The sequence below is a fragment of the Microbacterium sp. NPDC088619 genome (assembly GCF_044752825.1).
GTDB lineage: Bacteria > Actinomycetota > Actinomycetes > Actinomycetales > Microbacteriaceae > Microbacterium.
Genome location: NZ_JBIVLZ010000002.1, coordinates 511,780 through 534,763, shown reverse-complemented (window position 1 = coordinate 534,763; position 22,984 = coordinate 511,780). Strand labels below are relative to the sequence as shown.

Here is a 22,984-nt window from a genome sequence, read left to right as displayed (position 1 = left end):
ATCAGGTGTGTGCACGTCTCGACGTGCACGCTGGGCGTCGGCACCATGCCGGTCCGCCCCCACGGCATACCCACCACCACAAAAGGCACGTCGATTCCGGCGTGCCGGTGGGTCACTGATGTGAAACCCATCACGCTGTCACCGTGCAGCATTATGAGGAGAGAACGTGCCAACCATTCAGCAGTTGGTTCGCAAGGGTCGCTCGCCCAAGGTCACCAAGACCAAGGCGCCCGCACTCAAGTCGAACCCGCAGCAGGCCGGGGTCTGCACCCGCGTCTACACCACCACCCCGAAGAAGCCGAACTCGGCGATGCGCAAGGTCGCTCGTGTGAAGCTCCGCAACGGCACCGAGGTGACCGCCTACATCCCGGGTGAGGGTCACAACCTCCAGGAGCACTCCCTGGTGCTCGTCCGCGGTGGTCGTGTCAAGGACCTCCCCGGTGTTCGCTACAAGATCGTCCGTGGCGCCCTGGACACCCAGGCCGTCAAGAACCGTAAGCAGGCTCGCAGCCTCTACGGCGCAAAGAAGGGCTGAGTCCAATGCCTCGTAAGGGTCCCGCCCCCAAGCGTCCCGTCGTCAACGACCCGGTATACGGCGCTCCGATCGTCAGCCAGCTGGTCAACAAGATCCTGGTCGACGGCAAGAAGTCGCTCGCCGAGTCGATCGTCTACAACGCCCTCAAGGGCGTCGAGGCGAAGAACGGTCAGGATGCCGTCGCCACTCTGAAGAAGGCGCTCGACAACGTGCGCCCGACTCTCGAGGTCAAGAGCCGCCGCGTCGGTGGCTCGACCTACCAGGTTCCGGTCGAGGTCAAGCCGCACCGCGCGAACACCCTCGCGCTGCGCTGGCTCGTCAGCTACGCCAAGGGTCGTCGTGAGAAGACGATGACCGAGCGTCTCCAGAACGAGATCCTCGACGCGTCGAACGGTCTCGGCGCAGCGGTCAAGCGCCGCGAGGACACGCACAAGATGGCCGAGTCGAACCGCGCGTTCGCTCACTACCGCTGGTAAACAGCTTCGCCTGCCCCCGGCCACACGCCGGGGGCAGGCACCCCCTCTTCGCAGCAAGACTGCCAAAAAGATAAGGACACTCCTGTGGCACAAGACGTGCTCACCGACCTGAGCAAGGTTCGGAACATCGGCATCATGGCTCACATCGATGCCGGCAAGACCACCACCACCGAGCGCATCCTGTTCTACACGGGCGTCAACCACAAGCTCGGCGAGACCCACGACGGTGCCTCGACCACCGACTGGATGGAGCAGGAGAAGGAGCGCGGCATCACGATCACGTCTGCCGCCGTGACCTGCTACTGGAACAAGAACCAGATCAACATCATCGACACCCCCGGTCACGTGGACTTCACGGTCGAGGTGGAGCGCTCGCTCCGCGTCCTCGACGGTGCCGTCGCAGTGTTCGACGGCAAGGAGGGCGTCGAGCCCCAGTCCGAGACCGTGTGGCGTCAGGCCGACAAGTACAACGTCCCCCGCATCTGCTTCGTCAACAAGATGGACAAGCTCGGCGCGGACTTCTACTTCACCGTCGACACCATCATCAACCGCCTCGGCGCCAAGCCGCTGGTCATCCAGCTGCCCATCGGTGCAGAGAACGACTTCGTCGGCGTCATCGACCTCGTCGAGATGCGTGCCCTCGTCTGGGCCGGCGACTCGAAGGGTGACGTCACCATGGGCGCCTCCTACGAGGTCCAGGAGATCCCGGCCGACCTCAAGGACAAGGCAGACGAGTACCGTCAGCAGCTCCTCGAGACCGTCGCCGAGACCGACGACGCTCTGCTCGAGAAGTTCTTCGGTGGCGAAGAGCTGACCGTCGCCGAGATCAAGGGCGCGATCCGCAAGCTCACCGTGGCTTCCGAGATCTACCCGGTCCTCTGCGGTTCGGCGTTCAAGAACCGTGGCGTGCAGCCGATGCTGGATGCCGTCGTCGACTACCTCCCGAACCCGCTCGACGTGGGCTCGATCGAGGCGCACGACCCCAAGGACTACGACACGATCATCGAGCGTCACCCCGACGCGAAGGACCCGTTCGCGGCCCTCGCGTTCAAGGTCGCCGTGCACCCGTTCTTCGGTCGCCTGACCTACGTGCGCGTCTACTCGGGCCAGCTCGACTCCGGCGCCGCGGTCATCAACTCGACCAAGGGCAAGAAGGAGCGCATCGGGAAGATCTTCCAGATGCACGCCAACAAGGAGATCCCTGTTCCCTCGGTCACCGCGGGCAACATCTACGCCGTCATCGGTCTGAAGGACACCACCACCGGTGACACCCTCACCGACCCGACAGCGCCCGTCGTGCTCGAGTCGATGACGTTCCCCGAGCCCGTCATCGAGGTCGCGATCGAGCCGAAGACCAAGGCCGACCAGGAGAAGCTGGGTGTCGCCATCCAGAAGCTCGCTGAAGAGGACCCGACCTTCCGCACGGAGCTCAACCCCGAGACCGGTCAGACGACCATCAAGGGCATGGGCGAGCTGCACCTCGACATCCTCGTCGACCGCATGAAGCGCGAGTTCAACGTCGAGGCCAACGTCGGCAAGCCGCAGGTGGCGTACCGCGAGACGATCCGCAAGGGCGTCGAGAAGTACGACTACACGCACAAGAAGCAGACCGGTGGATCGGGTCAGTTCGCGAAGATCCAGTTCAACATCGAGCCGCTCGACCTCGACGACGACAAGACGTACGAGTTCGTCAACTCGGTCACGGGTGGTCGCATCCCGCGTGAGTACATCGGCTCGATCGATGCCGGCTTCCAGGACGCGATGAACGTCGGCGTGCTCGCCGGCTACCCGATCGTCGGCGTCAAGGCGACGATCGTCGATGGTGCGGCCCACGACGTCGACTCTTCGGAGATGGCGTTCAAGATCGCAGGATCGATGGGTATGAAGGAAGCTCTTCGCCGGGCGAGCCCGGCGCTCCTCGAGCCGCTGATGGCGGTCGAGGTGCGTACTCCTGAGGAGTACATGGGCGACGTCATCGGCGACCTGAACTCGCGTCGTGGCCAGATCCAGTCGATGGAAGACGCCGCAGGCGTCAAGGTCGTCCGTGCACACGTCCCGCTGTCCGAGATGTTCGGCTACATCGGCGACCTGCGCTCGAAGACCTCGGGCCGCGCGGTCTACTCGATGGAGTTCAACAGCTACGCTGAGGTTCCCCGCGCTGTGGCCGACGAGATCGTCCAGAAGCACCAGGGCGGCGAGTAACACTTTCCTGGGAGCCGGGTTCAGGCTCGGCTCCCAGGTCACCTACAACTTCACATTCCCTCTCTACTAAACTGAGATTCACACCCGTAGAGAACCGGTCGCAAACCAGTGCCCGGCACCCTCTACATGACGTCCTGAGGAGGACCCAGTGGCTAAGGCCAAGTTCGAGCGGACCAAGCCGCACGTCAACATCGGAACCATCGGTCACGTTGACCACGGCAAGACCACGCTCTCCGCAGCGATCTCGAAGGTGCTTGCTGACAAGTTCCCGTCTGACACCAACGTGCAGCGCGACTTCGCTTCCATCGACTCGGCGCCGGAAGAGCGCCAGCGTGGAATCACCATCAACATCTCGCACATCGAGTACGAGACCCCGAAGCGCCACTACGCGCACGTTGACGCCCCCGGCCACGCCGACTACGTCAAGAACATGATCACCGGTGCTGCTCAGATGGACGGCGCGATCCTCGTGGTCGCCGCCACCGACGGCCCGATGGCTCAGACGCGTGAGCACGTGCTGCTCGCCAAGCAGGTCGGCGTGCCGTACCTGCTCGTCGCGCTGAACAAGTCCGACATGGTCGACGACGAGGAGATCCTGGAGCTCGTCGAGCTCGAGGTCTCCGAGCTGCTCGCCTCGCAGGGCTTCGCCGAGGACGCTCCTGTCGTCCGCGTCTCCGCTCTGAAGGCCCTCGAGGGTGACGAGAAGTGGACCCAGTCCATCCTCGACCTCATGGAGGCCGTCGACGAGCACGTTCCGGACCCGGTGCGCGACAAGGACAAGCCGTTCCTGATGCCCGTCGAGGACGTCTTCACGATCACCGGTCGTGGAACCGTCGTCACCGGCCGCGCCGAGCGTGGCACGCTGGCCATCAACTCCGAGGTCGAGATCGTCGGACTCCGTCCGACCGTCAAGACCACGGTCACGGGTATCGAGATGTTCCACAAGCAGCTCGACGAGGCATGGGCCGGCGAGAACTGTGGTCTCCTGCTCCGTGGCACGAAGCGTGAGGACGTCGAGCGCGGTCAGGTCATCGTCAAGCCGGGTTCGGTCACGCCGCACACCGACTTCGCCGGTACCGCGTACATCCTGTCGAAGGATGAGGGTGGGCGTCACAACCCGTTCTACACGAACTACCGCCCGCAGTTCTACTTCCGCACCACCGACGTCACCGGCGTCATCACGCTGCCCGAGGGCACCGAGATGGTCATGCCCGGCGACACCACTGACGTGACGGTCGAGCTGATCCAGCCGATCGCCATGGAAGAGGGCCTCGGCTTCGCCATCCGTGAGGGTGGACGCACCGTCGGCGCCGGTACGGTCACGAAGATCATCAAGTAAGCATCTGCTTTCTCGCTCAGGGGTCGGACCTTCGGGTCCGGCCCCTTTGTCGTACCGGGGCGGTCCGTCCGCGTGCGTGGCGTTCTCGGCTACTTCGCGGCGAGACACGATTCCTGATGGATAGCATGGCCCGAGCGTGCCTGCGGGCATCGCCGTCGCCCGGCCTCGGGCAGGAGAGAGGAACGCGACCATGACCCAGATCCAGGTGGGACCCCCGCCGCCGCGGAGCCATGCGCGGCTGTGGATCTCGACGCTGCTGCTGATCGTGTACTCCGCGTTCGTGCTGCTGGTCACGATGTGGCCGCAGCCTGAGCAGCTCGAGTTCGACAGCATCGCCGGGCGTGTGCTCCGTGCGCTGCACAACCTCGGCGTACCCGAGCGGTTCGGCTACGACGAACTGGAGTTCGTGGCGAACATCGGCATGTTCGTGCCGCTCGGTTTCCTGCTGGGCCTGGCACTCGCACGCAAGGCGTGGTGGGTCGCGATCTTCCTCCTCCCGGCCTTCTCGGGTGCGATCGAGTTCACGCAGGGCATCGCCCTCGACGAGCGCGTCTCGACCGTTCTCGACGTGCTCGCCAACACGGTCGGCGGATACCTGGGTCTGCTGCTCGCGATGATCCTGAGGGCGATGATCCACGCCAGGGATCGCACCATGATCGAACGCGAGCTGTGGGAACGTCGCGCCGCCGCGGCCGAACTGCAACGGCAGAATGCGGCGCGTGCGGCGGCTCGTTCGTCGCAGCCCGCCTACGTCCGGGCGGAGGAGCCCGACCCGGTGACCCGTGTGCTGGACGCGGACTTCTGGGAGACGGGGGACGCGCCCACGGTGCGGATCCCGGTGTGAATGTCGGTTGCGCTGACGGGCGCGACAATGTCACGGTGTTTGTCGCACTGATCTATTGGTCAACACGCGTCACGCCGAACGCGGGACTAGCACGATGGCGTAGGGTGAAACAGTGACGTACCTCAGCCTGATGCGACAGCGGTTCAGTCAGCGAAACCCTGCGATCGATCCAGTGCCATGGGAGCTGGACGACAAGTACACGGCTTACGAATTTGTCTCGTCCTTGGGGTATAAGGTACCTAGATACATTCGTACTGAAACCGTTGGAGCCGCACTGGAAGCGGGGATGCAGCTCGGCGACCGATTCGTCGTCAAGCAGCCTAACCGACATTCTACGAAGGGCGTTTACATCCTCCAGCGCCTGGCTGCGAATCGATTTCTGGAGTTGCTCTCCTTTAAGGAGCTGACTGCGTCGGATATAAAGGCAGACGGGCCGGAGCCGGACTACTGGCTCGCGGAGGAGTGCCTGCCATCCCTCGTGTCGGGAAGGCCTCTTCCTTTTGACTACAAGATCTATGCTTTCCGAGGCCAGGTAAGCCACATTACGCAGATAGATCGCAACGTCCAGCCGCCGCGCGTAGCTGTGTTCGACGGGGCATTTATTCCGCTGGTCCTTGGGTCGCACTACACGATTGACGTCTCTCGCTGGCTTCTCGGGCACCATGTTTTGCCTAAGTATGCTGGCGCAATGCTGGAAATGGCAGCTGCCTTATCGCGCAGCCTTGACACGAGGTTCGTGAAGGTCGACTGCTTTGACGGCCCAGATGGGCCGGTATTTGGTGAATTTACGTTTGCGTCGGGTGGCGACGATGTAGGAATGATCCGCTACGAAGAATCGTTCTTGAATACTCTGAATGGAGCCATCCACGGAGAGGGGATTTCGGCAGTCTCGGGGTTCGATATTGATATTCCGTCTTTCGCGAAATCGCTAGACAGCGAACCCACCATCGCGACGGACCAGGCCGTACTTCGTCTGTTATCCGCCGGTGCAGTCCAAGGTGACCGACGCTACGCACCCGCACTTATCCAACGATTGCGAAGATCTGCGAACCGTCCGGTGTTCGAGCTGGCGGCCAATGTGATCGGAGTGCTGAACGGGGATCACAGCCGTGCCTTCTCGGTGCAAGCGGCCGTTCGGCAGGGGAGCTCATACCTCGTCGGCACATCGAGGCTTGATGAGTTCGAAAACATGGCGCTCGAGTTTCATGACGGCCGCGCCGAAAACAATCCATGGCACCGATCTAGGGCAGCGGAGGTCAGAGTAGCTGCTGGAGACCTCACTCAAGTCGCGGTGTTGCGGGATCTAGCAGCCGATGGCTATGAGCATGCGCGGCGCGTAATGGCTAAGTATGGCGAGGGCAGTCTTTGAAGAGGTGAGTGGGGGATTGTCTTGTTTGGCTCTGACCAGAATCAAGGACTTCTGCTGATGATCTCGCGATGGACGCCCTTGACCGTGCCGACCAGTTTTTGGTGCGGCGACGGAGCCGAACAACGCTGTCGACGTTATTGCGTGCGCACTCAACCAGCTGTTTTGGCGATTTCGCCGGCAGACGCCGACCGCGAAGGTTTGTTCGAGGAAACGTTCGTGCTTCATGGCTAGGCGGGTGCACTGTTTAGAGACAGTCCTTAAGACCCACGCGAAGATCTATGTAGGGGATCTCGCCATAGTGACGGTCGTCGGCAAGACGCCCCGGTTCGTTCGCAATACGCGAGAAGGAGTGAACCTTCCAAGCCGTCGATTCTGGCACCGGCGTTCATGGGATCCTCGCCTCGTTGTCAATCAGGGCTCGATCACTAGTTCCGCTACTCGCGCTTGCGCAACGAATCCAATTCGCGCCGTACGGCGCGCAGCTCAGTTTCGAGTTTGCGTCTCTCGTTCGCGACCTGTCGCAGCTCGAGATGGAGATCGTAGACATCCGTGTCCCTCGCAAAAGCTGCGTCGTTACCGGACGCGGCATCGATGACGAGGTCGGGCGCGTCCGCTACGGGAATGCCGTCGAGCGCCTCGGAAGTGGTGAGATCGACAGGTGTCCCTTTCTGACGCCCGTCGAACAGCACGGCTGTGCCCGACTTCGCGCGCAAGACCGTTCGCGCTTCGAGCGTCTCCGTTCCCGCCTCGGCGGTGAACTTGAGCGGGAGCTCATAGCCGTGCGCGTAGCACAGAGATGTCAGGAGTGAGTAGAGCCGGGTCATCTTGATCGACGGGATGTCCGCGCGAGCGTCCGTGATGGCGGACCTCGCCTTCTCCTTGTCGAAGTAGTCCCAGAGCGGGCTCGATCCGCATTCGTCGATGATCTGAAGGAAGCGCCGCTGCAAGGGGGACTTGAAGAACAGAGCAGATTGCCAGCCGGACGCCGACACGAGCTGGCGGGTGTTCCGCACGGGAGGCACGTGGACGGCGCTGCACCCCGCATTCAGTTCCAATCCGCCGTGCCAACCGTGCTCGGCGAACGGCAGGTCGACCAGATCGAAACGACTCCGCTTCACGATCTCGTAATGGATGCGCTCGTCGTTTCGCCATTCCGGCGGAGCCAGGAAGGAGAGATCGATCAGGTCCGGGTCGTAGAGAGGATGCACGGGGTGGCTCGCCCACAATGCTCCTTGGGAGAACTGTGCGCTCTCCCATGACTGCATGCCCTCGATGCGGAAGACGCCGCCGAGCTGGGCCACGCTGGCGCCGCTGTCGACGTAATAGCGTGCGCGCTCAACCAGTTGTTCCTTGAGGTCTGCGGCAGCGTCCGCCCGCAGGAGATCATTCGGATCGATGTTGGCTCCCGCGAACATCCGCTGAGCGAAATCTTCGGGAGAAGCGTACGGAGTGCTGAACCACTTGTCCCGATACACCTCACCCACGTGACCCTGGAGCAGTACCGCGGGCGAGATGCCCGCGCTGCCTCCGCCATCCCAGATCGGCAGCATTCCGTCGTAGCGGAAGACCGCGCCGAGCCGCTGCCTGAATATGTCTCCCGAGGAGAAGCTCGCCGGCTTCGGAATGTTGTTGGTGAACTCAGCCCCGATCGCCTCGGCGACACTACGGCCCACGACGACATCGGGGTGATCCGGGACACCGTTGGAGAACGCCGCCAGAGTGGCCGGGAGCGGACCGGTCATGGTCGCCAAGGCCGCGATGGCACGAGAATCGCGGCCGCCGGTGAGCGCCAGGTTCACTCTCGCTCCCGTGTCGAACACAGCTCGAAGCGAGCCGGCCATCTCGCCGACCACACGGTCCAATACCGCTTCGGGATCTCGCGCGAGTTCCGCGCGCATCTCGCCGCCGTCTTGACGGTTGAGATAGGAGAGAGGTCGCTCATGGACCAGAACGCCGCTGTCCGTGATTCCGAGCCAGCCACCCTGGGGAACGCGACGAATGCCGCTGACCAGGGTGTCCTCTCCCAAGGGCCAGAATGCGATCGCCTGCCAGGCGAGGCTTCGGTAGTCGAAGTCCAAGTGCGGCATCAGGGCCTGAATCAAACGCGGTCGCGTGGTGACGATGCATGTCCCGTCCCCGGCCTCGTGGTAGAAGAGCGGGACCATCGACAGGGGGTCACTCACGAAGGTCGCGTCACCTCCACCGAAGTGACAGATGCCGTAGTCGCCGACGAGGCGTTCGCGCAGAGTCGGCGAGCCTCCGCCCGTGATCTCGCGGGCGATCGCCTCGGCGGTCAGGAGATGGGCATCGTCCCGGCCACGCCTGATCGCATGGCCCTTGAGCAGGGTCACCGCGCCGTCTAGATCCGTGTGCCTCTGATCGCTCGCGCGATAGAGGTGCGTGGAGCGTGAGAAGTGCATGGCTGCCATGCGTCGGTTCGCTGAGACCAGGAGCTCCGCGCCTTCCGAGCGGTATCCGAGCGCCGCGATCAAGGAAGAGGACCGGTTGTTGAGGATCTGTGCAGCCTGGCCAGTCCGGTCACTGATGAACACATAGTCGCTCATTGTCCAGCCACTCCCAATCCTCTTCGCGCAGGCGCGTCTGCCTTCAGTAGCGTACATGCGCGCGTTCGCGCTGAACTTCTCGGTCTGAGCTGCCAGATGAGACGGCGTGGCGACGGGGCGTGCGTGGACCGAGGCCGCGCGGGGCGTTGCGATATCCTGGCATCGGCTCGTGATCCGCAAAGACAGGTTCTTTCTGCGCGCCGTACTAGGAGGGGTGGGGCTGCCGACATGACAGCACTGGTCGGAGTGATCGACGGGTTCAATGGACGGGGTGTGTTCGGGTGGGCTCGTCGCGACGACGATGACTCGACTCTTCACATCGATATCGAGCTCGACGGCGTGCTCGTCGCGACGAACGTCCCCGCCGACAGGTTCCGGAAGGATCTCGTCTCCGCCGGTGACGCTCACGGCAGGCACGGTTACGTATGGGAACTCCCCGCCTCCGCGACGTTCGGGGAGCGTGTGAAGGTCGCAGTCTTGGCGAACGGATCGGGCGAACTGATCGCAGAGCGAGAGTTCGCAGCGCCTTTCAGCGGCACGCCCTGGCGCGGTGCCATCCGCGAGCCCAAGAACCGGGCGCTGAACGGTTGGGTGAAGCTGAACGGCAAGAACGACCCTGTCGTCGCTGACATCTATCTCGACGAACATCGCGTCGTCGCAGGTCACAGGTGCGACCTCGCAGTTCCGGAACTCGCCACGGGAGCGGGAACAGGATCGTGGGGATTCAGTGTTCCCACCGGCAAGTTCCGCCCCTCGGCGGATTCCGTCGTGGTGTCGCTCCGTGATCCCGCAGACGGGTCGATCATGCTCGAGAGAGAGGTGAGCACTGCCGCCCTCAAAGACTCGTACCGTGGCCGCCTCGAAGTCACCGACGCCGCTGACGTGCGCGGATGGGCCATCAATGAGAACTGGCCGGACGACGTCTTCGATGTCGAAGTGCTTCTCGACGGCCATCCATATCTGACGGTCAAGAACTCGCTGCCGCGAAATGACTTGCGCAAAGCTGGCCTCGCCAACGGCCAGGGCGGAGTGAGATTCATCAATCCGCTGCACCGATGGATCTCCGACGGTGCTGAGCACGCACTCTCGCTGCGGTTCCCCGACCAGACGACGAGCAGCGAGTATCGCTTCAGCGCACGCCCGCGCCAGTCGCAGGGGGGAAGCGTCCGCTTCGAAGAGCCCTCGCGCCGTGGCGTGACCATCATCGTCCCGATCTACAACGCGCCGGACGATGTGGCGATATGCATAGAGCGTCTCCTGGCTCACACCCCTGAATCCGCACGCATCCTGCTGATCGACGACTGCTCACCCGATGCACGGGTGAGGGAAGTGCTTGCTCGCCACCGCGGCGAGACGAGGCTCAGGATCCTCGCAAACGAGACGAACATGGGGTTCACGAGGACCGTGAACCGAGGGATCGTCGAAGCAGGGGACGACGACGTCGTGCTCCTGAACTCGGACGCCCGGGTGACGCCCGGATGGCTCGACGGCATGCTCGCGGCCGCCGCCAACTCGCCTCGGACCGCGACAGTGACCGCCATGTCCGACCGGGCCGGCGCGTTCTCGGCCCCGCGAATCGGGAACGATAATCCGCTGCCTGCCGGCGTCGACGAGATCGAGTATGCGCGTGCGTTCCGCCGGGAATCGGTGCGGGTGTATCCGAGGGTCCCCACCGGCAACGGCTTCTGCATGTGGATCAGCCGACTCTGCATCGAGGAGATCGGGCCGCTCGATTCAGAGGCTTTTCCGCGTGGTTATGGCGAAGAGAACGACTTCTGCATGCGCGCGGGCCGCGCCGGTTGGATCCACGTCATCGATGACAGCACCTATGTCTTCCACGATCGATCGAAGAGCTTCGGCGATACCAAGACCGAACTGCTCGCCGCAGGCCGGGCCGTCGTAGACGCTCGATACCCCGAATACAAGCACGCGATCCGCGTTTTCCGAGAGAGCCCGGAGATCGCGATCGCGCGAAATCGTGCGCACGTCGCGCTGACCGTGGCGTCCAGGAGCGCTGTCGCGCTTCCTCGTGTTCTCTACGTCATCTCGACGACGACGGGTGGGACGCCCCAGACGAATGCGGACCTCATGAACGCGCTCGACGACGCCGTGGAGCCTTGGGTGTTGCGCTGCGATTCGCGGGAGATGACTCTGAGTCGGGTCGTCGACGGCGAGCTTCACGAAGTGTACCGACACGAACTGCATCACGAGCTCGAGCCCATCGGTCACATCTCACCCGAGTACGACAGCGTGGTCGGGTCGTGGCTCAGGCAATGCGATTTCGACATCGTCCATATCAGGCATCTGCTGTGGCACTCGCTGTCGCTGCCGGGCATCGCGAGCCAGCTCGGGATGAAGGTCGTCGTCTCCTTCCACGATTACTACGCCTTGTCTCCCAATCTGAAGTTGATCGACGATCGGGGCACGTACCTGGGTGACGAGTACGTCGGGTCAGGTTCGGTGTACCGCGACTCCGGCTGGCCGGTGCAGCAATACCCGACACCGACAGGCGACTGGCTGCAATGGTGGCAGGACCGTTTCTGGCGGGCGATTCGGATGTGCGACGCATTCGTCACCACGTCGGACAGCGCACGCGACCTGATCCTCTACCACTTTCCCGAGATGGATCCCGAGCGGTTCAGCGTCATCGAACACGGTCGGGACTTCGAAGTCCTCCGCTTCGTCGCCGCTCGCCCGGTATACGGCGAGCCCATCAGAATTCTGGTGCCAGGGGGGATCAACGCGGCGAAGGGCGCGGAGATTCTGCGATCGATGGCGGACGCCGATGCCCAGGGGCAGATCGAGTGGCACATTCTCGGACCGATAAAGGAGAAGTTCGAATCCAAGGGGTCACGCGTCGTCTACCACGGCGCCTACAAGCGTGAGAACTTCGGCAAACTCGTCGAGAAGATCGCGCCCCACGCGGGAGCGGTGCTCTCGATCTGGGACGAAACCTACTGTCATACCGTCACGGAGATGTGGAGCGTCGGCATCCCCGTCTTCGTTCTCGACTTCCCCAACGTCGCGCAGCGCGTGAGACGCTTCAATGCCGGCTGGGTTCTCGACGGCCTGGACGCCCCCTCCCTGCTCACGCAGATGACGGAGGCGCTCTACGATCGTGAGGCACGCGTGGCGGCTCTGCGCGGTGTCCACGATTGGCAGAACGGTTGGGGCATCGCGTGGACGACGAAGCAGATGGCACTGCGGTACCTCGACGTCTACCGCCGGATTCTCGCCGGATCGGAAGGCGATTCGTCTGACACGCTCCGAGTCGGCGTCCTTTCCCGTTCGTCCCGCGACCTCACGCGAGCCCCCGCGTCGACCTATATCCGACTGTGGGAACGCACGCGGAACTCTGTGGCCCGCGATGTGGACTTCGTGCGGGTCACACCAGACGGCGCGATCGCATCTGTGCGGCAGGGCTTGATCGATGGATTGATCGTGCAGCGAGACGCGGTACCCGCCGCAGCCGTCACTGACCTGATCGCGGCACTCAGCGCGGCCGGTGCGGCGCTCGTGATCGAGGAGGACGGCGATCTGATGCCGGCCGACTCCGAAAGCGACGCGCGCCTGAGAGATGTCGCGGACGCACCTGCATCGACGGCGCTGCTGCGCGGCGCGACGGCCTTCTCGGTGTCGACAGAGGCACGCCGTGACCGATTGGCGGATCTGGATGTGCCGGTTGACGTCTTCCCTGTCGCGCTGAGTGATCGGCTGTGGAGCGTGCCGGTCAGTCCGCGGGTGCGAGACGGAAAGGTCCGCGCGCTGTACCTCGGAGACCGGACGCACCGCGCGGATCTCGACGTGGTGCTCCCGGCGCTCGATGCGTTCGCGGCCACCCGCCCCGACTTCGAACTCGTGTTGATCGGCATCACCGCTGAAGATGAGCTGGAAGAGCTGCGAGATGGTCGACCGTGGCTGCAGGGCTTCGAGGTGCCGGAGAGCGCTCGGCAGTTCCCGCAGTCCGTCGAATGGCTGCATGAGTGTGCCGAACGAGTCGACTTCGCGATCGCGCCGCTGGCGGACGCAGGGCTCGGGGCGTCCCGGTCTGACCTCCAGCTCCTCGAACATCTCGCCCTGGGGATGCGTACTGTCGCCAGCGCGGTCGGGCCGTACCGGGAGACCTCGATCCCCGGCGTGACAGCCGTCGCGAACTCGGTCGACACATGGGTCGATGCGCTCCGTCGCACGGCCGCCGAAGTCGAGGCGGAAGGATCGCGTATCGAGGGCCGCGCCTGGCTGGTCGAGAATGGCATGCTCGCGGGTCAGCAGCCCCGGTTCGATCGGTTCCTGCGATCAGCGGTGAATACCGCTAGAACCCCGCACTAGGACGCAATGATCCCGGTGTGATCCCGTCGGCCCCGCTGCACGGGGCCGACGGCGGGTGTGTCCGCCTCCTGGCCGACGCGCCGCTAGTGGGCAGCGACCGTCCGGGCGGCGCCCTGGAGCGCGCTTCGAAGCTCAGCCCAGTGATCGTCGATTCTCCGGAGGGCCGGCTCGATATCGACGGGGGCCAGTGCGGTCTGCCGGCCGCCGGCACTGAGGACCTTCAGGGCCTCGTCCCAGCTCGAGACCAGGCGTTCCTCGGCGTCGAGGTGAGCAAGCAGCCCGCGGAACTTGTACTGGGCGGCGTGGCTGGCGACGATGAGTCCGGGGACTCCGAACGACGCGGCAGTGATGAACCCGTGCATGGATGAGCCGATGTACGCGCACGAGCGAGAGATCACGTAGGCGATGTCCTCTACGGCCTTCGGCGCTGCGAACACGACCGGGTCAGAGTGCATCTGTGCAGCCACCGTCTCGGCGAACTCGTCGTCGCCGTGACACGGACCGATGGCGATGAGGACGATCGTCGCCTGGAGCGTCGCTGAAAGCTCATCGAGACGTCGGGCAAGCGACGCGACGTCGCCGCCCTTGTAGCGGGCATTGATGTGCACGGCTGCGAACCGGGAGTCCAACGTCTCCGTCAGCCGGGTCGGCACGTCCAGGTTCGCAGGCGCGCTCGTGGTGAACATGTCGCGGAGTTCCAGTGCGGAATCCGGGACCACGGCGGCTCCCGGGACCCCGATAGACCGCAGTACCTCTTGGCTGTAGGTGTCGCGGACGGAGAGGTAGTCGGCTCGGGAGGCGAAGCGACGCATCAGAGGTGCGGCCGTCCTGCCCGGCACCTTGGGAACTCCCGGGGCGTTCACCACCAGAGGGATCCGCTGTCTCGTTGCGAGTTGCGTGGCACCGAGCCACAATCGCGGGTAGGCCACGCTTTTCACACTCTTGTAGGTGGCGAGGTTGGTCCCGTTGTCATGGATGATGTTCCCGCCACCGACAACGACGGCGTCGAATTCGGTTCCTGCTCGCTGCACGTCGGCCAGAGAACGGCTGACGGGAACATCCCGATAGATCCGTATGCCGCCTACCGGCGATATATGAACGATCTCATCTGAGATGTCTGCGAGTCGCCATTCCAGAAGACGGGGGAACAGGAGATCGCCGTAGTTGGCGACGTCGAATGTGCCGAAGTGAGCAATTCGCACTAGGTCTCCCAGTCTTCGTGCACGATGCGGGTATTCAGGTCAGAGCAGGCCGAGGCGCCGGAGCCGCTCGTCGAACCGGGCGGGTACTCGACGGGCGCGGAACCTTCGGGTGGTCTTCTGGCCGGCGACGCTGTCACGAACTATACAAGCGAATCGAGAGAGAAGGCGAGTAGTCGTGGACTCGCCTCGCCGGGGTGTCGGGAAGCGTGCCGGCATCCGATGACCGATCCCATTCGGATACCCGGGCTGTGGAGGCGTGGCACGTGCTCTCCCGTCAGCTACGCCGCGACAGCGCCGCGTCGAGAAGCGTACGGGCCCGCGAATCGAAGGAGTGATCCGCGCGGATTCTCGAGGCGATCTGGGCCATTCGCTCGGCCGACGGCATCCAGCTTCGATCGGTGACGAGCTCGCGCATGCGCTCCACCGAGTCCGCGATGACCACCGCGCCTTCGAAGATCTCCAGGCCGTCGATCGCGTCGCTGATGAGCGGTGTTCCGCAGGCCAGGGCATCGAACGTGCGGTTGTTGATGAAGCCCCATTCCGCCATGTCGGCGAAGTGGTCGTTGAGAACGATGTTCGCAGACCTGTAGGCGTGCGGCAGACGATCGGCATTGAGGTAGCCGTCGCGCACATAGCGCTCGGGCGCGAACTTGTGCCAGCCGGGGCCCCAGAGGCCGACCGGAGCTTCGGCCTGCACGGCCATTCCTACGATGGCGCGTCCGAATTCGTGCCCGTGACTTCCTCCGACGAAGATCAGATCATCGGGCTCACTGACCGGGTCCAGGTCGGGCCGGAAGCGTTCAGGCGACGTCGCCTGCAGAAGCGGCTCGATGGTTCGACCGGAGCGCGCCGACATCCATGCTGCCCACTTCTCCGAGGCGGCGTACACGAGGTCGTATCCGCGGACCTCGTCGACAGTCACCAGCTCCGGTCGGCTGATCACCCAGAGGATGTTGACAGCCCCGGGCTGCGGAGGGATCGCATGGCGTCCTCGCAGTGTCAGCACGACGTCGTCGAGGTACGAGGTCGACCGGGTCCAGGCCTCATGCCGATCCGTGACCACCTGCTGCCCCTGAGACCTGAGAGCGCGTGCGAGATCGGACGCGAACGGGATGTCACCCCAGTGATCGCCGCCCCGCGTGCACGGAACGCCGGTCTTGATGGCCCAGCGCAACTGCGTGGGTGAGGTCGCGGATGCGGTCTCCAGACGACGCGACTCTCTCAGCAGCACTGGATTGGCCGACGGCTGCCCAGGGCTGAAGGTGGGCGCGAAGCCGGCGACCGTCATACCCAGAGCGCCGTAGCGGTCTCGGTCGTCGGGTGCGCTCTGTCCGTGCCAACGCTCGAGATAGGTGCGGCGATTCTGCACCTGTCGGCGTTCGCGATAGGCACTGGTGCCCGGCTGATGAACGACGATCGCCTGCGGTTCGCATTCGAATCGAGCCGTGGGCATCTCGCGCTTCGCGCGACGGCAGAAGTCCACATCTTCGAGGCCGTTCGCATACATCGGGTCGAACCCTGAGAGCTCGGCGAAGGTCGCGGCGTCGAAAAGACTGGCGCTGGCGCTGATGGCGGTCAGGTCATCAGTCCGTACGACTGCGGCGTCGTCGATAGTGAGATTCGCGAGTAGCCCGCTCGGCAGGGGCAGCTGGTCGTAGAAGGCATAGCCGGCGTGCTGCACTGTGTAGTCCCTGTTCACCAGGAGGGCTTGAACACCCGCTGCCCCGCGCTCCCGCCGCCTCGTTGACAGGGCCTCGAGCCAACCGTCTCGGGCATCCGCATCAGGGTCGAGGAACGCGACCTGAGCGCCCGTGGTGAGGGAGAATCCGTAGTTGGCCGCGAGGGCGAAGTTGTTGTTCGCCGGGAGGCGGACGTACCGGACTCGCGGTTCGCTCATATAGCGGAGCGTCAGGTGCCGACCGACCGCAGCACGTGAGCCGTTGTCGATGATGACGACCTCGAGATCGTCATCGAAGGAGTGCAGGAGGCGGTCGATGGAGCGAGCGGCGTGCCCTGTCGATCCGGCGACGACAGTCACGAGGCTCGTGCGATCTGCGACGCGGTCCTCGACGGACCGGCGCGTGGCCTCCCAGTCGATGAGGTTGCGCTCAGTGACGACCCACTGCCAGTGCTGTGACTCATTCTGAGTGATGCGCCCGTCGGCACTCTTGTTGTCGTATTCGCATCCGACGAACGGGAGGTATTCGAGTCGTCCCAGCTTCGCCAGTCGAAGGACGAGGTCGTAATCCACCCAGCGGCGCAGCGTGACGTCGAAGACGCCGGTCTCCTGCAGGGCCTGCGCCCGAACCACCAGCACGTTCAAGTCGATGGAATTTGCGAGCTGAAGGTCGATGAGCTGTGCATCGCCGCCGCGATAGGCCACATCGTCGTCGCCGTGCAATCGCAGTCCAGCATGGGACGCGACGACGTCGGGAGCCGCGTCGAGGGCAGCCAACGACAGCTCGAGGAATCTGCGGGTCCAACTGTTGTCACTGTCGAGGAACGCGATGAACTCGCCCCGCGCCTGCTCCAGCCCGGTGTTGCGGCTGGCGCCGACGCCCGCGTGGGGACCTGCGAGAAGGCGCACCCGAGGGTCGGTGCGCACGTACTCTGCGACGACGTCACGCGTGGTGTCGGTCGACCCGTCATCGACGACGATCAATTCGAACTGGTCATGGGTCTGCGCGAGCACGGATTCGATCGCCACCCCCACGAGATCGGCTCGATTCAGAACCGGCATGATCACGGAGACGAGCGCGCGCGAGGGAGCGTTCGCCGAAGTGACGCCCGTGATCCACTGCTGAGTCTCTTTGTGATCCCATGTCTTGCGACGAGGCGGCAGCGCGGCGGCCATCTGGTCCCGGTGGGTCTCTGCGAACTCGATGGCCGCCCTGCGCGCCTCGCCGAAGGTCGGGACGGCGCCCGCGAACCCCTCGGGGACAGGGAGAACCTGGTCGGGGCGGAGACGGGAGAGCAGGTCCAGGGGATCTTCGTCTGTGAGGCGAGGATCGAACAACGGTCCCCAGGCGTGTGTCCGCGCGTGGGGGCTGCGCAGGTAGCTGAGCAACGTCGCCACCCCGTCTCGCGCGCGGGTCGCATTGCGGACGCTCGAGGGGAAGAACTCGATCTCGATCAGCGGGTGCGGAGAAAGCCCCGATCCGATGCCGTGAGCGAGATAGTGCTGCATCGCCTGTCGGGGTGTCTGCCCCTTCAGCTGGACGATCTCGGAGTAGTAGGAATGGTCGAATATCCCGCTCCTGAGCAAGGCGCCCGTGGCGTACACGCGGCGTGCCTCGATGTACTGAGCCCGCGCCGTCTTCTTCAATCCTGCTACCGACACTCGCGATTCCCCCTGATATATGGCGTTTTGTCTGATGCTATTCGATGTCGTCCGCGCTCAGGCGGAGGTGATCGCACGCCGCACACGCTCGGCGGCCGGTCTCAGCCACGGCGCGCGCGCGAGCACAGCCCGCGCCGCCGGGATCGTCTTGCGCGAGAGGCGTCGTGCGAGCGTGCGCCGGCTGCTCGTCGTGGAGTCCTCGCCGCCACTGCGCACATTCGTGCTGCGCGAAGGAGAGCGCGTTGCCGCATGCTGCTCGGCGAACATGATGGACAGGTCCACGATCTGCCGGACATCGGCGAGAGTCGGTTCGGGCGACAGCTCGGACGGCAGCGTGCCGGAGACGAGTCCGCGATACCAGGACGCAAAGTCGTGGGACAGTTCGCGCTCGGCCGCGACCAGCGATGCGTCCGACATGCGTGCGTAGCGGGTCGGATCAGCCGCGATCTCGGCGACACGTCGGGCAAGCGCCTCGGCATCCCCCCACCTCGTCGTCGCGACGCCGCCGTTCTCGCGGGTCACGGCCAACCACGGCAGGTCGTACATCGCGACAGGGAGACCTCGCGACTGTGCCTCAGGGATGGTGAGCGGGTAGCCCTCGATGATGCTGGTGTTCACGAAGAGATCGGCGGAGTCGATCGCCGCGAGGAGCGCGTCGCCACGAAGCGGTCCCACGGCCGTGACTCGGTTGCCCAGTCCTCGTTCCTTGGCCGTTCTGTTCAGCTGCGCGGTAGTCATGTCTCGCCAGTCGGGACCGATGATCCGAAGGCGGAAGTCGACACCCATGCGATCGAGATGCTCGGCCATGTCGATCAGTTCGCTCACCCGTTTGGTGCGTTCCTGCAGTCGCCCCCACCAGACGAGTTCGGCCCGACGGCCCGCAGGTGCGCGCCTAGGCGCGGCCACGATTCCCGCGGCGAGCAGGTTCGAGGACGGCGGATTGGGCAGGTAGGACACACGCGGCATCCCCCGCAGCTTCCAGAATGCGACGTCGAGCGGCGAGAGCACGACGAGATGCGAGAGCAGGGGAAAGTAGCGCGGGGCGGACTCGAGCCGTGCGAGACCGAGCAGCAGCGATCGACCGGCGAAGTTGTGCGACCAGCCGATGGTGGCGACGCCCTCTGCGCGCGCCGCGAGGGCGAAGGCCTGCCATGACGTCGAGTACTGCCACTGGTGATCGATCACGAGATCCACTTCGCGGAGCGCGCACACCTCGGCCCATTGCGCGAGCGCGCCGCCGAGGGTGTCAGTCGACACCTCGGCGAACCCCACCCCTGCCGGAAGGCTGGAGAGGTCGCTCCCCGGCTCACGCGCGACGACCGTGACCCGGAACCCGGACTCCTGCAGCACTCGCGCCTGAGAGATCACGACGCCCGAGATCCCGCCGGTGCGCAGATGGTTCGTTGCGAGCATGATGCTGCGCACCGGCCGAGCTGCGAGGTCGATCGCGTCACCGTGCGCGGCGAGCGTGTCCATCGCCTGGGGCCAGTGCAGCGCGGTGGACTGCACGATGTCGCTGGCGGAGGCCCGCGTGTACAGGTCGGCGAACATCGCACTCCGCAGATCCGAGCGCGTGTGCTCCGCGAGATAGCGCGTGGTGTAGCCGATGATGGCGCGTCGGACGGACGCGTAGCTCGTGAGGACGAGATCGGAGTCCGTGCTGGTGCTGGCGATCTGTCGAACCGCCGGCTCTATCGAATCGATGGATCGGATGGCGCCCGCGTAGAACGATGCTGTGCGGAGATCGCGCACCTTCTGACCGCTCCCACCGCGCCCGAAGTGATAGCGGTACAGACGGTCCGGGATCGACTCGAGGCGCGTGGCCAGCGCTGCGGCGAGGAAGGTGATCGGCAGGTCGTTGACCCTCGGCAGTACGAGATCTGCGGGCATGAGCGCGTAGGCATCGACGAGCAGGCGGGTACGGAACAGGTACCGCCACAGCTGCCCCTGGGCGGGACGATCGAGTGGGAACAGGTTGCGGAGCACATCGCTTCCGGCGAGCGACGAGTGCTTCGGCTGCAGGCGCGACTCGAACCGCCCGCCGGTGCGACCGTCGAGCTGCACGACGTCGACGCCGAACTGCACGAGGTCCGCGCCGGTCGCCGTCGCCTTCTCGACCGCTGCCTCGGCTGCGGTGCCGGCGAGTTCGTCGTCGCCGTCGAGGAACAGCAGGTGGTCCGCCTTCGCCGCGAGGATCCCGGTGCGACGTGCGTGGTACGCCGACGCGTTCTTCTCGTGACGGATCAGCCGAACACGGGGGTCTCTCGCGATGTAGCGTTCGACGATCGCGGCGGTGCCATCTGTCGACGCGTCATCGACGACGATGATCTCGATGGCTGCAAGAGTCTGTCGAACGCAACTGTCGAGTGCGCCGGCGATCACGTCCGCGTCGTTGAAGACGGGGACGACGATGGAGACGAGGGGAGTCGCGGTCATGTGATCTCTCGTTATCGGCGCCGCAGTATGCGTGTGACCTTCGTCGCCGCCGGTCGCAGCCAGGGGGCCGCATCGATGACGCGACGGCCGATGGGGGTAAGCACGCGTTCGATGCGGATTCCGAGAGCCGGCCGCGATGAAGCGGGGAGCGCGGCTGCCCTCGTCGTGGACCGGGACGGTGCGGGACGCGGGGGCGGCGTGCTTCGCTCGGCGAAGAAGACGAGCAGCTCGAGCACCTTGCGTCCGTCCTCGAGCGTCGGCTCTGGGGATAGCTCCGGCGCCAGCTCCCCGCGCAGCAGCTGCGGATAGAGCTGGGAGAAATCATGCGAAGTCGCCTCGACAGCAGCTGCCACCGAGGCGCGGGACATCGCCTCGTACCGCGCCGGATCCACGGCGAGGTCGGCGATCGCCCCGGCGAGAGCCTCGGGATCCTGCTGGGGGGTGGAGATGACTCCGTCGTTGCCCTGGATGAGCGAGAGCCACGGCAGGTCGTACATCGCGATCGGAAGACCGCGCGACTGCGCCTCAGGCAGCGTCAGAGGGTAACCCTCGATGATGCTCGTGTTGACGAAGACATCAGACGAGTCGATCACTTCGAGAAGATCGGCACCGTGCCGGGGGCCGATGGGTTCGACACGCTCCGAGACGCCGCGGGCCTCGGCGAGAGCCAGCAGCCGATCCGCACTCATATCGGCCCAATCAGGACCGACGATCCGCAGGCGGAAGTCGACTCCGAGCCGCTGCAGTGCCGCGGCGACCTCGACGAGCTGCGTGACCTTCTTGGTGTGCTCCTCGAGTCGGCCCCACCAGACGAGCTCCAGTCGCCGGTCGAGCGGCGCCGACTTCGGGCCGCGCACTTCGCCGGCGGCGAGGAGGAACGGCGACGGTGGGTTCGGGAGATAGCTCACGTGACGGATACCCCGCAGCTTCCAGAACGCCACATCCAGCGGCGAGAGCACCACCAGGTGTGCGAGAGCCCGGAGGTGGGTGTGCAACAGCGTCTGCAGGTCGTTTCCGTTGTAGGTGGGCCGCCCGGCGAAGTTGTGCATCCACCCGACGGTCGCCGCCCCCGCGGCGCGGGCAGCCAGTGCGAACGACGGCCAATCTCGGGAGTACAGGACGCGGTGATCGACGACCACATCGACGTCGAAGCGGCGGCAGAGCCGCGCCCACTGCATCACGCGCTGACGTCGGCTGGTGCCGGTCAGCTGCACGAGCGTCACGCCCTCGGGCGCGAGCGACTCGGCGCTCCCCGCGCGGTGTGTGACGATCGTCACCCGATATCCGGCTCCGATCAGGATCCGCGCCTGCGCGAGCAGCACACCGGAGACTCCGCCCGTGGTCAGGACGTTGGTCGTCAACAGCACGCTGTGCACCGGAGTGCGACCGAGTTCGAGGCGTTCCCCCTGAGCGACGAGCGCGGGGATGGTGTCGGGAGCGAACGTCACGGCGGCCGAGATGAGGTCGAGGTCGGTGACGCAGGCACGCAGTTCCTCGTACCCGTGGGCGCGCATCTCCGGCGGCAGCGTGGTGAAGGCGTCAAGCGCTTCCCCGATGGCAGTGAGGTAGCCCGCGGTGTGGCCGTCGAGCAGCGGCTCGGGGTCGGAGCTGTGACGGGCCTGCTCCCGGATGATCGCCTCGATGGCCTGGAACGACGCGATGCGATGCAGCGCTCGATCGAGGCGGTGCTCCGGCTCGGTCTCGACGTTGCGACGGGACGGCCGGTGCAGATACTCGACCGTGCTGACCGCTGCGTACGATGTGGCCGATGCATAGGCGAGCAGCACGGTCGCGCGTTCATCGAGCGGGTGGTCAGGGGTGGTCGCGGCGTATGCCTGTCTGAGCAGCCTCGTCTCGAACAGGTGACGTGAGATGTCCAGTTCCGCCACTGTGTCTCGCGGAACGAGGCTGCGCAGGATGTCGACTCCGTGGAGGGGGCCGGCCGCAACGGTGCGCTTCACACGGTCGCGGGCGCCCTTCGTCGCCGGGAGGGGGAACCCGACGAGCTGCGCACGCGACTCCACTGCGCGGCGGTGAAGGCGCATCGCCGTGCCACGCTGCACTGCGTCTCCAGGTTCGAGCACCAGCACATACGGTGCGCGCGCAGCGTCGATGCCGGCCCGACGCAGCTGCGCGTGAGCGGAATCCGACGGCTCGGTGATGATGACGACGCGTTCGTCGGAGAAGTGGGTCATCGCGCCGGAGCCGGCACCGCCTGCGCGGACGCACACGACCTCGATCCGGGTGAGCGACTGCGCGAGACAGGAGCGGATGCTGCGATCGACGGCGTCCGAGTCTGCGTCCGCAGCGATGATGAAGGAGACCAGGGGAGTCGAGGGCGTCGTCAT

Annotated in this window: 12 protein-coding genes; 7 read left to right on the top strand and 5 right to left on the bottom strand. The window is 65.0% G+C overall.

Annotated elements, in window-relative coordinates; genetic code table 11:
• Window positions 1-166: 166 nt before the first annotated feature.
• The 6 genes from rpsL (at window position 167) to ACIP5T_RS17100 (ending at window position 6,765) form a co-directional block, all read left to right on the top strand.
• Window positions 167-535, top strand: a complete 369-nt coding sequence (gene rpsL, locus ACIP5T_RS17125; protein WP_042538704.1) for a 30S ribosomal protein S12 — start codon at window positions 167-169, stop codon at window positions 533-535.
• A 5-nt stretch (window positions 536-540) separates the two neighbouring features.
• Complete coding sequence (gene rpsG / locus ACIP5T_RS17120; protein WP_042538706.1) at window positions 541-1,011, top strand: 30S ribosomal protein S7; 471 nt, start codon at window positions 541-543, stop codon at window positions 1,009-1,011.
• Between the two features lie 84 nt (window positions 1,012-1,095).
• On the top strand, window positions 1,096-3,213 hold the full coding sequence (gene fusA / locus ACIP5T_RS17115) for an elongation factor G (RefSeq protein WP_400866095.1): 2,118 nt from the start codon (window positions 1,096-1,098) through the stop codon (window positions 3,211-3,213).
• 148 nt (window positions 3,214-3,361) lie between these two features.
• The gene (gene tuf, locus ACIP5T_RS17110) at window positions 3,362-4,552 is read left to right on the top strand and encodes an elongation factor Tu (protein ID WP_116635678.1); all 1,191 of its coding nucleotides are present in this window, start codon (window positions 3,362-3,364) and stop codon (window positions 4,550-4,552) included.
• A 190-nt stretch (window positions 4,553-4,742) separates the two neighbouring features.
• Window positions 4,743-5,396, top strand: a complete 654-nt coding sequence (locus tag ACIP5T_RS17105; protein WP_400866093.1) for a VanZ family protein — start codon at window positions 4,743-4,745, stop codon at window positions 5,394-5,396.
• Between the two features lie 112 nt (window positions 5,397-5,508).
• Window positions 5,509-6,765, top strand: a complete 1,257-nt coding sequence (locus ACIP5T_RS17100) for an ATP-grasp fold amidoligase family protein (RefSeq protein ID WP_400866091.1) — start codon at window positions 5,509-5,511, stop codon at window positions 6,763-6,765.
• A gap of 434 nt (window positions 6,766-7,199) precedes the next feature.
• Here ACIP5T_RS17100 and ACIP5T_RS17095 read toward each other — a convergent pair whose 3' ends face one another.
• A complete protein-coding gene (locus ACIP5T_RS17095) occupies window positions 7,200-9,329 on the bottom strand; it encodes a hypothetical protein (RefSeq protein WP_400866089.1) in 2,130 nt (709 codons plus the stop codon).
• A 228-nt stretch (window positions 9,330-9,557) separates the two neighbouring features.
• Between ACIP5T_RS17095 and ACIP5T_RS17090 the strand changes: the two genes are divergently transcribed.
• Window positions 9,558-13,658 carry a glycosyltransferase gene (locus ACIP5T_RS17090; protein ID WP_400866086.1) on the top strand — a complete coding sequence of 1,367 codons (4,101 nt, stop codon included), beginning with the start codon at window positions 9,558-9,560 and terminating at the stop codon, window positions 13,656-13,658.
• Window positions 13,659-13,741: 83 nt separating this feature from the next.
• Here ACIP5T_RS17090 and ACIP5T_RS17085 read toward each other — a convergent pair whose 3' ends face one another.
• The 4 genes from ACIP5T_RS17085 to ACIP5T_RS17070 form a co-directional block, all read right to left on the bottom strand.
• Window positions 13,742-14,860, bottom strand: coding sequence for a polysaccharide pyruvyl transferase family protein (locus tag ACIP5T_RS17085; protein WP_400866084.1), 1,119 nt, complete (start codon window positions 14,858-14,860; stop codon window positions 13,742-13,744).
• Window positions 14,861-15,134: 274 nt separating this feature from the next.
• On the bottom strand, window positions 15,135-18,200 hold the full coding sequence (locus ACIP5T_RS17080; RefSeq protein WP_400866081.1) for a glycosyltransferase: 3,066 nt from the start codon (window positions 18,198-18,200) through the stop codon (window positions 15,135-15,137).
• Between the two features lie 57 nt (window positions 18,201-18,257).
• The gene (locus ACIP5T_RS17075; protein WP_400866078.1) at window positions 18,258-20,636 is read right to left on the bottom strand and encodes a glycosyltransferase; all 2,379 of its coding nucleotides are present in this window, start codon (window positions 20,634-20,636) and stop codon (window positions 18,258-18,260) included.
• An 11-nt stretch (window positions 20,637-20,647) separates the two neighbouring features.
• A complete protein-coding gene (locus ACIP5T_RS17070; RefSeq protein WP_400866075.1) occupies window positions 20,648-22,984 on the bottom strand; it encodes a glycosyltransferase family 4 protein in 2,337 nt (778 codons plus the stop codon).